A 13,012-nucleotide genomic window follows, 5' to 3' on the forward strand; every position below is an offset into this window, starting at 1 on the left:
GTTGTTGCGCCTATTTTGAATGTCTTTGCAGCCTCTTCTATATGTATGTCCTTCCTTCCGATATTCTACTACTCTCTTTCTATATTTTATATCATATCCCATTCTTTTACTTTACAAGAGTAGCTGATGTGCACCGGGGGAAATCACCGTGGGCGATGTATTGCGCGTCATGGATGGACAAAACATCCAGTTTGTTGCTTTCATACGCAGGAAAGGAGGATCCTGGAGATCTTGCGAAAGGGCGGCAAGATGCGCGACATGGACGTATGGGTGCAGGTTTTGTGGAGACTGATTAAATTCAGTTCAATGGCCAAACCAAACAACTGTGCGAAGAAGTCAGGGTTTAAGGGTCTGGTTTGATATGGGAGAGGACGAGCCAAATACCCGCCTCCTCCCCTGATGTTCCGGCTTTCGTGGTCGGTTTCGGTCGCCGCAACAGTCTTGTTCTTGTCTAACTGAATCGGTTGACCTACCGTTGCTTGAATGCGATTTCTCCGAACTCTATACATTTCTTGAATGAATGGTATCTCTCTCTGATCTCGCCGTATCCTAAGGCTTTGAGTCTGTTGACACTGAAGTCCTCCACGTTGAATGAGGCCATGAGAGATCCCATGATGATCGCCTGCTTTATGGTGTTCTCTGTCGTTTCTCCCACATTTGAGAGATAACCCATGAATCCGCCGGCAAAGGTATCGCCCGCGCCCGTGGGATCAAACACGTCTTCTAGGGGATAAGCAGGGCACAGGAATATCTCGTCCCTGCTCACCATAAGTACCCCATATTCCCCGCGCTTGGTTACTATGCACCTAGGGCCTTTTTCCATGATCTTCCTCGCGCCTTTTACGAGGTTGTACTCTTTCGAGATTTCCCTCAATTCAGCCTCGTTGATGACGAGCATATCGACCTTGCCGATAGCCTCCATGAGCGCATCGAATTTATTTTCTATCCAGAAATTCATCGTATCAAGGACCACCGTGCACGGTCTCTTCACCTGGGCAATCACATGGATCTGAAGCTCCGGGTCTATGTTCGCGAGAAAGACAAAGTCTGCATCCTCAAACCCTTCAGGGATGCTGGGTCTGAAATGTTCAATCACATTCAATTCGGTTTTCAGTGTGATCGCCTGGTTAAGGTCGTACCCGTAGCGCCCTTCCCACCTGAACGTCTTCCCGTCATCAACCCTGATGCCGCTCATATCCACGTTTCTTTCTTTCAGGTATTCGATATCACTCAACACAAAATCCTGGCCCACCGATGCTACGATTCCCACATCTGTAAAGAAGCTCGCCGCAGACGTGAAATGGAGCGCCGAACCCCCTAACACATTGTCGACTTTTCCGAACGGAGTCTCTATAGAATCATATGCAACGGTCCCTACAACGAGGAGTTTGCTCATGTGCCCATCTCCCATGACGCTAGGTATTTCTCCTGCTTTGCGGTGAGATTGTCGATTTTGATGTTCAGGCACTGAAGTTTCAACCGGGCCACACTTTTGTCGATCTCATCAGGTACGCTGTGAACGATCTTCTTCATTTTCTTTCCTGTCTTCCACATGAACTCCGAACAAAGGGCCTGATTTGCGAAGCTCATATCCATAACTTCAGAAGGATGGCCTTCCGCTGCAGCCAGGTTTACGAGCCTGCCTTCTCCAAGGAGATATATCTTTCTGCTGTCAGCCATGGTGTATTCGTCCATATGCTCTCTGATTCTTCTTTTTCCCGTTTTTGCAACCTCCAGGGACTCGATATCAATCTCAACGTTAAAGTGACCTGAATTGCATATGATGGCCCCGTCTTTCATTAGCTTGAAATGCTCTTCCCGTATCACGTGGATGTCTCCTGTGGCCGTTACAAAGATGTCGCCTATCTTTGCGGCGCTCTTCATATCCATGACTGCAAAACCGTCCATGCGGGCTTCCAGTGCCCTTAAGGGGTCGATTTCAGTCACGATCACGTGGCCGCTCAGACCTCGTGCTCGCATGGCGATCCCCTTGCCGCACCAACCGTATCCGGCTACGACAATATTGGCCCCGGCAAAGAGGATGTTGGTTGCCCGAATGATGCCGTCTACGGTGCTTTGGCCGGTACCGTACCTATTGTCGAACATATGCTTGGTGTTTGCATCATTGACAGCCATGATGGGAAAGCAGAGGATGTCCTCTTTCTCCATGCTCTTAAGGCGTATTACCCCGGTAGTTGTCTCTTCTGTGCCGCCCACCACTTTGTCTATAAACTCTTTCCTCTTTTTTTCGGAGAGAGTCTTGACCCATTTTTGTACTGCAGGGTGAAGTGCATCATAGCGCTTCAGGGCAATCATATGTAGGGCTCCCACAAGGTCCGCCCCATCGTCCATGGTAATGTTTGGCTCGAAAGCCAGCGCTTTCATGATGTGAGCGTAATACTGGACCTCATTCTCACCTTTTATCGCAAAGGTGGGGATACCGAAATGTTTTACTATAGCTGCAGCAGTGTCGTCCTGCGTACTCAGAGGGTTAGATGCGCAGACTGCTATCTCCGCCCCGCCTTCCTTGAGCGTCCGCGCAAGATTTGCCGTCTCGGTGGTCACGTGGAGGCAACAGGAGATTCGGACTCCTTGAAGTGGTTTCTCTTTTGCAAACCTCTCCCTGATCTTTCTCAGCACGGGCATTCTTGTCTCCGCCCACTCTATCTTATCGAGTCCTCGATCTGCCAGACTAATATCCTTTATATCATGATCGACTTTCATTATTTCCTCCTGTCTCAAGAATCTCAGATGCCTGCCTTTTTTCTTATCTCTTCAACCATGTCAAGCTTTTCCCAGGTAAAATCCTCATCGTTCCGACCGAAGTGGCCGCAACATGCCGTCTTCCTGTATATGGGCCTCAGAAGGTCAAGTTTTTCTATAATTTTCCTCGGCCTCATATCGAACAGTTCGTTGATGATCTGCGCTATCCTGTCAGGGTTGATTTTCGCGGTACCCTGTGTATCGACCATGACTGAAACAGGCTGCGCCACGCCTATGGTGTAGGCGAGCTGCAATTCGAGTCTGTCGGCAAGCCCGGCGGCAACGCAATTTTTTGCGATATAACGTGCCATATAGGAAGCGCTTCTATCTACCTTGGAAGGGTCTTTTCCGGAAAACGCACCGCCTCCGTGGCTTCCCACGCCGCCATAGGTATCGACGATAATCTTTCGGCCCGTCATTCCGCAGTCGCCCTTGGGTCCGCCTACCACGAATCTGCCGGTAGAATTGACATAAATCTTTGTCTTGTCGTCCATCATCTCTTCGGGGATGATCTTCTTGATTACTTCAGTTATGATCCCTTCCCTTATGGTGGCTGTGGTAACGTCGGGGTTATGCTGGGCGGCGATGACGACCGCGTCGACTCTTACCGGTTTTTTGTCGATATACTCGATGGTAACCTGACTCTTCCCGTCAGGCCTCAGAAAATTGAGAGTATTGTTATGCCTTACTTCGGCGAGTCTATGGACCAGCTTATGGGCATACGAGATGGTCATAGGCATGAACTCGGCTGTTTCATTGCATGCGTAACCGAACATGATTCCCTGGTCGCCTGCTCCCTGCTCGTGGTCATTCGTCTCATCAACTCCCATAGCGATATCAGGGGACTGCTCGTCTATGGAAGTAATGACTGCACAGGTTTCCCAATCAAACCCCATGGCTGAATTGTTGTACCCGATATCCTTGATAGTTTCGCGTGCCACATCAGAGACGTGGACATAACAGTCGGTTGTGATCTCGCCCCCCACGAGGACGAGTCCCGTCGTTACAAGCGTCTCACAGGCCACCCTGGCTTTCTTGTCCTTGCTGATTATTGAATCGAGAATTGCATCGGAAATCTGGTCCGAAACTTTATCCGGATGCCCTTCTGCAACAGATTCAGATGAAAAAAGAAACCTGCTCATTCCCATAACTAACCTCCTCAGTTTAGTATTATCTCGCATGTCCGGGAGGTCTTTGACCTCAAACACAAAAGACGAGGCTTCCGGAAACCGGACGCTAATTTTAGTTCAGATCGTATCTTGCGAAGTCCTCGGGGAAGAGCCTGCTCATTTCCCTACGGAGCAATATCTCCCCTTCTTTTGCTGATTCTCCTGCCAGGACTTTCTCCAGCAACTCCTTGCAAAAGTCGTGATTAAGCCCTCGAACCACCTTCTTGGCCCTGGGAATCGAATAAGGGTTCATGCTCATCTCATCGAGTCCAAGGCCCAAAAGTATAGGAACGTAGAGAGGCTCTCCCGCCATCTCCCCGCACAGTGCCACTTCAATTTCATTGGCATGGGCTACATCCACAGTCCTCTTTATCATCCTGAGGACGGCAGGGTGCAAGGGTTCATACAAATAGGATACGTACTCGTTTATCCTGTCTATGGCCAAGGTATATTGTATCAGATCGTTTGTTCCGATGCTGAAAAAATCGACCTCTTTGGCAAGAACATCAGCTATCATACATGTGGACGGCACTTCAATCATAATACCGATCTTTATGTCCGCATTAAAATGGACTCTTTTCCGTTTCAACTCATCCATGCATTCATGGATGACCGCTTTCGCCATCTTCACTTCTTCTACGCCAGAGACCATGGGGATCAGTATTCTAAGCGGTCCATAAGCGCTTGCCATGAGAATGCCCAAAAGCTGAGACTTGAAGAGCGACATCTCTTTGATACAGAGGCGAATCGCACGAAGTCCCATGGCGGGGTTTATTTCCTTGGGGACTTCGATGGATGAAGCGAACTTGTCACCTCCTATGTCCAGCGTCCTGATGGTGATATATTTCAATACTTTATTTTCGGCAAGTTTTCGGTAAATATGGTAATGGTCTATTTCCGAAGGGAGAGTCTTTCTCGACAGGTATATGTACTCAGTCCTGTAAAGCCCTATGCCGGTGGCCCCGTACCGTTCCACAATATCCATCTCGGCTAAGAGCTCTATATTTGCCCCTATTTTGACCTTGAATCCGTCGTACGTTTCCGACTTGAGCTTTGCGAATCGCAAAAAATCGCGACGCTGTAGCTTGAGATGAGCCTGTCTGGCAATATACTCTTTCTGGACCTCTTTGCTGGGGTTGATTATCACTACGCCGGCGTCGCCGTCTATAATGACCGTATCATTGTTTTTCACCAAACTCATTATATCACCCAAACCGACCACTGCCGGTATCTCAAGTGCCCTTGCGACGATTGAAGTATGCGATGTACGACCGCCCACATCGGTAGCAAACCCAGCTATCCGGTTGAGGTTGAATTGTATCGTATCTGCAGGGGAGAGATCATGGGCAACGATGAGGGCCCGTCCTTTAAAACTTTTATGGTACAGGCCCGACTTTTTCCTCTTTACCAGGATCCTCACAAGCCTGTCGTAAATATGCTTGATGTCTTGGCCTCGCTCCCTTAGGTACGGGTCCTCTATTTTTTCGAAACTGGCGAGATACTTGGACACCACCATATCAAGGGCCCATTCGGCATTGACCTTCTTATCCCTGATAGTCCCTGTTACATCGTTTACAAAGGAATTATCCTGAAGAATAAGCATGTAGGCATCGATAATGAACGCGTGCTTTCTCATTTCATCGTCGGATATGGCTTTCTTGATATTGTCAAGTTCCTCTGTGGCCACCTTTATGGCGTTGCAGAACTTTTGAATCTCCCGATCCACATGGTCGTCTCTCACGGAACGCTTGTGCACGGATATTATGCCATGTTCAACGACGTATACGGGGCCTATGGTAATGCCAGACGATGCCCCAACCCCTTTAAGCGTCTTGCTTATAAACACTTCTCTGCTCATTCCTCGTAAAATCCTTCATTAATGAGGACGCCGAGTTCCCGGAACGCATCATCTTCGTCGGACCCGTCCGTACTCAGCCTAATTGTGCTCCCGAGTGGACATGCGAGCATGAGGAGATCCATCATACTCTTGCCGTTCACTTTTTTCCCGTCCTTTTCCATCCAAACATCGGAGGTGAACTCGGTCGCTTTTTTCACGAAGATAGCTGAGGCTCTCGCATGAAGACCCAGTCTGTTTTTTATGGAAAACGTTCCTTCCCGCATAGCTTCCTAAGCCTTTTTGTTCGCCTTTAGCACATCCGTTGCAAGATATATGTTTTTTCGTCCGTAATGGGCGATGAATTGGGCAAGCTCGTTGAGTGATTTGCGTTCGCGGTAGGAAACCAGTTTTATGAGCATGGGCAGATTGACCCCAGTTACTACCTCCACTTTACCATCCTCAAGAAAGGAAAGGCTGATGTTCGACGGTGTGCCTCCGAACATATCCGTAAGGATAATGATTCCCTCTCCTGAATCTGCCTTCTTCAAAGCCTGCGCAACCTTATCTTTCAACTTGTCCACATCGTCATTGGGTAATATATCGACAAACCCGAACTGTTTCTGTTCTCCTACTATTAATTCCGTGGCTGCAACCATCTCGTGCGCGAGATTGAAATGGGCAACTACAATCAGTCCTATCATCTATTCCTCCTCACCTGTCGATATCTCTGTGTGTCGCAGAGACTGTATATCCTGAAGCGGAAAACTGCTTCGCCATGTCCCTGACGATAAATACCGACCTATGTTTCCCGCCGGTGCATCCCAGCCCAATGGTCAGGTAACTCTTGCCTTCCCGCTCAAATAACGGAATCAGATAGGAAAGAAAACCAAAAAACATGCGTGAATACTCTTCGTACAGACTGGTAGAACGTATAAATTCGGCCACATCTTCCGAAAGTCCGGTCTTTTCTCTCAGCTCGTTTACAAAATAAGGATTAGGCAAGAATCGTACATCGAAGACCATGTCTGCCTCAAGGGGTACGCCCTGGGCATAACCGAAGGATAAAAGATTAATCATCATCCCCTGGTAATTCTGCCTATAGGTGTCGATGGCAAGACGCCTCAATTCGTGCGGCGTCATATAGGATGTATCGATTATGCGGTCCGCGCTGTCCTTTATCCAACCCACGAGCTTCCTTTCCTCATTCACCGCATCCTTGATACTCGGTGTCTGGTAAAGAGGGTGAGATCTTCTCGTCACTTTGAAACGATTTATAATTGCATCATTGGAACTGTCGAGAAAGACCACCTCAGCGCTCCATTTTGTCTTGACCTGCTTAAGGATCTCTTTTCCCTCTTCAAAAAACTCTTTTTCTCTGATATCGACTACGAGGGCACATTTCTCGATCTTGTTGCCGGCTTTTTCCGCCAGAGTCAAAAACTCCGTGAGGAGAATCGAAGGAAAGTGATCCACACAGAAATACCCGATATCTTCGAGAGCTCTCAGAAATGTGGTCTTTCCCGAACCTGAAATACCGCTAAGTATTACTATTTTCACCGATTTGCTACTCCTTCTTTATGGACCTCAGAATTTTCTCCTATAGATCAATGGCCGCGTTTACATTCTTAAGTCTTTAGGAATTGCTTGTGACGAGCCAGTTTTATTATGGCTGATACATTTCCTACGGAGCTTACCGGAATCCTGACGAGAGAAAGATCAAGACCAAAGATCTCGCACTTCTCTTCTCTGAAACCCACTCCCTCGTAGTCCACACTATTATCTACCCCAGCCAAAAAATCCCACCCACTAAGTCAATCTTCTTTCTGTCTTTTATCAAAGAGACTCCGACCTTATATCGACAATACCGACACCCCCTATCTCAAAAAGGTTCTTGATCATCTCCAGCGTTTCCCCGTAAAACTCAATCACTCTCATCTTCTTTATTTGCCACATCATCAAACAATGAGCCTGTAACCTCGCATAACAAGATCAAGGTTGCTTTGACTCCAGGACCTGCTGATGATTTACGCCCATTCCCAAAACATCCATGAGGACTCTGTGGACCGTTGTGTTGGGTGCCAGCTTTTCTTGAAGGAACCTTGTTATCTTTTTGATAAAGACAGAAATAACAAGGGGGAGTTTGTGGAAACATAATCCCCTTCCGCTCCGTTTCACGCAAAAAACACTCTGGTACCGTCAGGTTGCGCATTATTATAAAACAGACGACATCATTTTTGCAAAAGTTCTTTTACTATCCCCTTGCTTTTCCATTCGGGAAGGGAGTTAAGATAAGACACATCCCGGCATTCCCGGGTATCTGTGCCCTGTGAGGATGGAGATAGATCATCCGGTCCGTGACAACGAGTCCGAGTTTCTGTATCCTCTGGTTGAAAATTCTTCTTGAGAACCCAGGCAGTCCCGATATGGCTTCCAATTCCAAGCCATATATTTTGTCGTCTTTAAGATTTTGCGCTGTTATCCCCGTCATCCGGCAGCAAATGTCTTTTCGCCTACGTTATGCTGTAGCACTTCTTCTATGGATGTTTTCTACTCCTTTAACCACCTTTTTGTACAGGTTACCTCCTTTGTCTGCTTCAACGAGACTCTTTCTTAAAGACGGATCCCGGAGAACCTTGGAAATACGGGACAACATCTGGAGATGCAGGCTCGCTGAGTCCTCTGGAGCAATAAGCAAAAAAATTATATGGACCGGATTGTGGTCTATCGCATCAAAGTCGACGCCTCCTTTCGATCTTCCAAAAGCGCATAAAATATTCTTTATACCTTTGAGTTTACCATGCGGTATGGCTACTCCGTCGCCAATCCCTGTGCTTCCGAGTTTTTCCCGTTCCAGAACCACGCTTACGGTCTTCTCCGCATCTTGGACCAGATTCGCTTCCTTCAAGGTGTTGACCAGCTCGAAGATAACTTCTTTTCTTGTGGTGCCCTTCAGGTCACTCAACACGCATTGTTGCAGCAAAACATCTTCTATGGTCATAGGATCTTCCCCTGAGTTTCAATGAGGCTGAAATTCCCGTCCTTTCTTTTATAGATGACGCAAATATTCCCGCGTTCCCGGTCGCTGAATATCATAAAACTGTCCCCTGAAGCTTCAAGTTGCATCGTCGCTTCCTCAGGGTCCATGGGTTTTGCATCTACCGTCTTTGCGGCAATGATCTTAGATACCGCTTCCGTCTGCGTCGAAGCGCCGCTCTTTGGTCTCAATTCCCGATACTTCTTTAGTTTGTCCCTGAATCGTGTTAGTCTCCTTTCGAGCTTGTCCACGATATTGTCAACTGCAGCGTGCATGTCGTCCGTTACTTCATGGGCGTTGATAACCACCCCGTTGATGATGAACATCACATCAATTCTATGTCTGTATTTTCTCTCAAGTGAGAGAACTGCGTGAACGTCAAGAGGCATCTCAACATACTTCTGAAGTTTCGCGATCTTTTCTTTTACGTACTTCTTAATCTCGTCTTCGGGACTGATGTGTCGGAAGCTTATTGTAATATCCATAATCCCTCCACAGATAAGATAAGGTCTGCACATTCCAACCCTGATACGAAGGTAACAGATAAACTACACCATGTCAATCCAAATTCGTTGTAAGTATTAAGTTGTCAGGTGTCAACTGTCGGACGCATCCATCAACGATTTTGTCTTATGAAAATTACCCTCAAGAGAATAACCGAAACAGACCGGTCGGCGAACTCCGGAGCTCGATGAGTCACTGGATTTACAATGCTTGCTCATGGTATCATCCACGTTTTTTCAAACGGTGGTTTTGGTGTGGCACATTATGGCTGGAAAAATAGAGTAGCTTTCTTCGGCAGCCTTGTCATTTCGTCTGTACGCTTCGTTATCGCGGTGGGCGTCGCAGCACCTGATGACGAAGACCGGGAATGCGGCTCTTTCTTACCGTAATACCATGGCTGTGACGGCCTTGTCGATGAGCGAATATGCTTGCGGCAACCCTCATATTAACGGTATTGGAAGATTTTGGGGCTTTGCTAAAACAAAGTTAACCGTCCCAACAAGCAAAAGATTTGCAACGCTACGCCGCGAGATCAGTCTCTTCTCCGGAAGCATTGCTGACGACAAATGAGTTATCGTTGACGGAGACGAGTGAATCGAATATCTGGACTGACTCACCGATGAACCTATTAACGAGCGCTTTGCTACTTTTATCAGCATCGTCAATGATTGAGTCAATCAATTTTTTGAAGACATCGAACTGATTATAGTATTTGGAACGCACCCTACTTTTTAAATGCTCCCAAGTGTGCCCCATCAGGTTGAGGTTCGGGCTGTACGGCGGCATGAAATGAAGAGTAATGTTTAGTTTTTCGGACAGTTCTGTGGCGATCTCGCATTTCTGATATCGCGCATTGTCGTACCACCTTACCCTTGTACTCCGTAGCGATCTTCCGTAGCATCTCGCAGACCTCTGTTGCCGTGATGTATATGTCGTTGGCAATGGTTGTGACTTTCTTCGCCACGAAGTTGATTGTACCCAGAACATTGTACCTGTATATGTACCCAAGAAAATCGCTCCCATAACGAAGTGGGATAGCAATACCAGTATCAGCGTCAACAAGATGGTTTCATAAAAGTTCCGCTGCAATTCGGCGTTCGCCTTTGCGGGTATTGAACCGCTTTTCAGTCTCCTGATATCGTTTTTTTAGAAGCCTTCCCACTGCAGGACACCGAACTTTTCAAGTATCATATCGGCGATCTGCTGGCGGGTATAGTATTGTTTTTCTCCACCTCTTCGATTATGGCGCCCTTGAAGTCCTTTGCCTTTCTTGGTCTGCCACTCCCGCCCCTTACCTTGAGAAGACCGTTGATATTGCCACCCACCATGGCTTTCATCAGCGACCAAACGCTGCGTTCACTCAATCCGACTGCCGCAGCAGCCAGATCATCCTTGATTTCAATGGCGACGAGTATCATGCTCACAATTCTTTTGGCAAGCGTTTCAGTCAAAAAATATTTGCAAGAATTGGATGATAGTTTTTGTGATTTGAGTGAAATCAGCTGCGAGTCTTATAGCATCTTCTTGTAATGCGGTATTTCTTCTGTCCATAGAGCCATATCCTCCTTAAGTGAGATAGCCCTATTATAGTAAATCATTCTATATCTTAGTAAATCTTTATGCTCGTCAGTATAACATCGCTTTTTCATTTTTCTTCACCTCCATCTAGGCAGTGTGTACATAAGATGAATGATATTATATGATGAGACATCAAAGCAAAATGGAGATATTATCATGTCAACGGAAATACATCGACATGACATAACCGATGGAGCATAGGCTCTGGGAACCACATATGCTTGGACAAAAAGGTCAGTGGGGTGGTATAGCGGAAGATAACCGGCGATTCATCAATGAGGTTTTCTGGATAACCACGTACAGGCGCACCATGGCGCGACTTACCAATCAAATACGGTAATTGGAACAGCGTAGCGAAACGGTTCAGGCGATGGGTTGAATATAGGTTGTGGGAGAAGATACTTGAGATCCTTGCGGATGAATGGCTGATGATTGATGCAAGCTATATCAAAGTTCATCCTACGGCACAGGTGCTGTGGCGGTAGCCAAGACAAAAGGGGGATCTGGCCGTGGATGCGCATGGTATGCCGATATCGGGTACCGTTCATGATTGTAAGCAAGCTTGCGCCTTGATAGACGGTTTTACTGCAGAATGGCTGCTTGCCGATAAAGGGTATGACAGCAACGAAATCATTGAAAAAGCTGTTTCACAAAATATGAACATTGTGATTCCGCCCAAGAAGGACCGCCAAACCCAACGAGATTACGACAAATACCTCTACCGATTGCGCCATTTGGTCGAAAATGCCTTTCTACACCTTAAACGTTGGAGAGGGATAGCCACGAGATACGCCAAAAACTCATCTTCCTTCTTTGCTGCCGCCGTCCAAATTCGTTGCATTGCCTTATGGCTCAATGTTTTGGCTTGATCTTATGTAGACGCTGTCTAAAGAGCCGTCCCTTTTGCAGGAATAAACAGCCGTGACATATCAACGCCCTCCAATTCAAGCAGTTTGACCTTTTTTCTGACACCCCCGGCATAACCGGTCAAGCTGCCATTTGTCCCCACAACTCGGTGACAGGGAATGATGATGGATATAGGATTATGCCCGACAGCCCCTCCGATTGCTTGACTTGACATATTCACCTTGTTCATTTTCGCTGCCATCTTCTTTGCTATTTCGCCATAGGTGACAACCTCACCGTATGGTATTTCACATAAAATACCCCATACACTTTGACGAAACTCACCGCCAATGGGAGCTAACGGCAATTCGGAAATGGCAGGTTTTTCGCCCGCAAAATATCTGTCCAGCCAATTTTTTACGGCGATAAAAATCGGTATATCGTCTTTTTCTGCTATTTTTTCGGGTATGGTAGCCCCATAATATTTTTGTCCCTCTAACCATAAACCAACAAGATTTTTTCCGGCACATGCAAGCGTATATGTGCCTATGAGCGACTGATATGTAGTTGAGTAATACATTTTAAATCCCCTTATTGTAACGTGTTCCAAAGATTGATTGTGGCGTAACTGCGTCACGGTCGCCACGCTTTCGCCATTGTTAATCTCTACAGGTCTAAGCCTCGCCTCTTGGGGCGCTTGTCTAATAGTCAGTCGTAAACCCCGGGATACCCAGCCGCTTGCGGCGGGGAGGTTCATTAATTCTTTTAGGGTCTAGACTAGGTGATGTAATCACGTATTTCATTATCCTTTTCTTCCCGTATATGGGATTGCGAAATAATCGCCGGCTTGAAGGTATTTGTTCCATATTCGACTGATAGAGCTTGCGCTGACATTAACCCACTTAATGATAGCAGCTGCCGATTCTTTGCGTTGCTTTGCCTCAATTATGTTTTTCGTTCGAAATTGGCTGCAAAATAACTTATCTCCCTTGTGAGATTATTATATCACACCCTATAAATATGTTAATGCATAAGTAAATTGGTATATATGCCCAAATCAGCGGTAAGAAGTACGGGAGTTGTCATGAGAAATCATTTTGCATTATGACGGCGCAATGGACATCGAAGTACTGCCTACCCTTCCATTAAATACTACGATTGTTATGGATATTTCATAGAAAAAGCAGGCTGGTTCCTATCACCGAAAAGCAAGGTCATACAATTTCCGAGAGTTTTCATTTATAGATAGATAATGCCATTGCTTGGTATTTCTCAAACCAA

General features: G+C 46.6%; 14 protein-coding genes and 1 pseudogene. 1 reads left to right on the forward strand and 14 read right to left on the reverse strand.

Going from position 1 to position 13,012, the window contains the following annotated elements:
- Positions 1–469 precede the first annotated feature (469 nt).
- The 13 genes from LBQ00_09170 to LBQ00_09230 form a co-directional block, all read right to left on the reverse strand.
- On the reverse strand, positions 470–1,396 hold the full coding sequence (locus tag LBQ00_09170; GenBank protein ID MDR2019012.1) for a PfkB family carbohydrate kinase: 927 nt from the start codon (positions 1,394–1,396) through the stop codon (positions 470–472).
- Positions 1,393–2,724, reverse strand: a complete 1,332-nt coding sequence (ahcY, locus tag LBQ00_09175; protein ID MDR2019013.1) for an adenosylhomocysteinase — start codon at positions 2,722–2,724, stop codon at positions 1,393–1,395. Before ahcY ends, LBQ00_09170 begins: the two co-directional genes overlap by 4 nt.
- A gap of 23 nt (positions 2,725–2,747) precedes the next feature.
- Positions 2,748–3,905, reverse strand: coding sequence for a methionine adenosyltransferase (gene metK, locus LBQ00_09180; GenBank protein ID MDR2019014.1), 1,158 nt, complete (start codon positions 3,903–3,905; stop codon positions 2,748–2,750).
- A gap of 100 nt (positions 3,906–4,005) precedes the next feature.
- Positions 4,006–5,790: a phosphoenolpyruvate--protein phosphotransferase gene (gene ptsP / locus LBQ00_09185; GenBank protein MDR2019015.1), complete on the reverse strand. Its 1,785-nt coding sequence runs from the start codon at positions 5,788–5,790 to the stop codon at positions 4,006–4,008.
- The gene (locus tag LBQ00_09190) at positions 5,787–6,053 is read right to left on the reverse strand and encodes an HPr family phosphocarrier protein (GenBank protein ID MDR2019016.1); all 267 of its coding nucleotides are present in this window, start codon (positions 6,051–6,053) and stop codon (positions 5,787–5,789) included. Before LBQ00_09190 ends, ptsP begins: the two co-directional genes overlap by 4 nt.
- 6 nt (positions 6,054–6,059) lie before the next feature.
- Complete coding sequence (locus tag LBQ00_09195; protein ID MDR2019017.1) at positions 6,060–6,470, reverse strand: PTS sugar transporter subunit IIA; 411 nt, start codon at positions 6,468–6,470, stop codon at positions 6,060–6,062.
- 10 nt (positions 6,471–6,480) lie between these two features.
- A complete protein-coding gene (rapZ, locus tag LBQ00_09200; protein MDR2019018.1) occupies positions 6,481–7,326 on the reverse strand; it encodes an RNase adapter RapZ in 846 nt (281 codons plus the stop codon).
- A gap of 68 nt (positions 7,327–7,394) precedes the next feature.
- Positions 7,395–7,562: a hypothetical protein gene (locus tag LBQ00_09205; GenBank protein ID MDR2019019.1), complete on the reverse strand. Its 168-nt coding sequence runs from the start codon at positions 7,560–7,562 to the stop codon at positions 7,395–7,397.
- Positions 7,563–8,020: 458 nt separating this feature from the next.
- The gene (locus tag LBQ00_09210) at positions 8,021–8,257 is read right to left on the reverse strand and encodes a hypothetical protein (protein ID MDR2019020.1); all 237 of its coding nucleotides are present in this window, start codon (positions 8,255–8,257) and stop codon (positions 8,021–8,023) included.
- 27 nt (positions 8,258–8,284) lie between these two features.
- The gene (locus tag LBQ00_09215; protein MDR2019021.1) at positions 8,285–8,767 is read right to left on the reverse strand and encodes a PTS sugar transporter subunit IIA; all 483 of its coding nucleotides are present in this window, start codon (positions 8,765–8,767) and stop codon (positions 8,285–8,287) included.
- Positions 8,764–9,288: a ribosome-associated translation inhibitor RaiA gene (raiA, locus tag LBQ00_09220; GenBank protein MDR2019022.1), complete on the reverse strand. Its 525-nt coding sequence runs from the start codon at positions 9,286–9,288 to the stop codon at positions 8,764–8,766. Before raiA ends, LBQ00_09215 begins: the two co-directional genes overlap by 4 nt.
- Positions 9,289–9,826: 538 nt before the next feature.
- The gene (locus LBQ00_09225; GenBank protein ID MDR2019023.1) at positions 9,827–10,249 is read right to left on the reverse strand and encodes a transposase; all 423 of its coding nucleotides are present in this window, start codon (positions 10,247–10,249) and stop codon (positions 9,827–9,829) included.
- Between the two features lie 245 nt (positions 10,250–10,494).
- Positions 10,495–10,758 carry a hypothetical protein gene (locus LBQ00_09230; GenBank protein ID MDR2019024.1) on the reverse strand — a complete coding sequence of 88 codons (264 nt, stop codon included), beginning with the start codon at positions 10,756–10,758 and terminating at the stop codon, positions 10,495–10,497.
- Between the two features lie 283 nt (positions 10,759–11,041).
- On the opposite strand from LBQ00_09230, the pseudogene LBQ00_09235 reads away from it, so the two are divergent.
- Positions 11,042–11,754 (forward strand): annotated as a pseudogene (locus LBQ00_09235) (IS5 family transposase).
- Between the two features lie 17 nt (positions 11,755–11,771).
- Here LBQ00_09235 and LBQ00_09240 read toward each other — a convergent pair.
- On the reverse strand, positions 11,772–12,377 hold the full coding sequence (locus tag LBQ00_09240; GenBank protein MDR2019025.1) for a methylated-DNA--[protein]-cysteine S-methyltransferase: 606 nt from the start codon (positions 12,375–12,377) through the stop codon (positions 11,772–11,774).
- Positions 12,378–13,012: the final 635 nt, after the last annotated feature.

The sequence above is a fragment of the Syntrophobacterales bacterium genome, from assembly GCA_031274925.1.
Lineage (GTDB): Bacteria > Desulfobacterota > Syntrophorhabdia > Syntrophorhabdales > Syntrophorhabdaceae > PNOM01.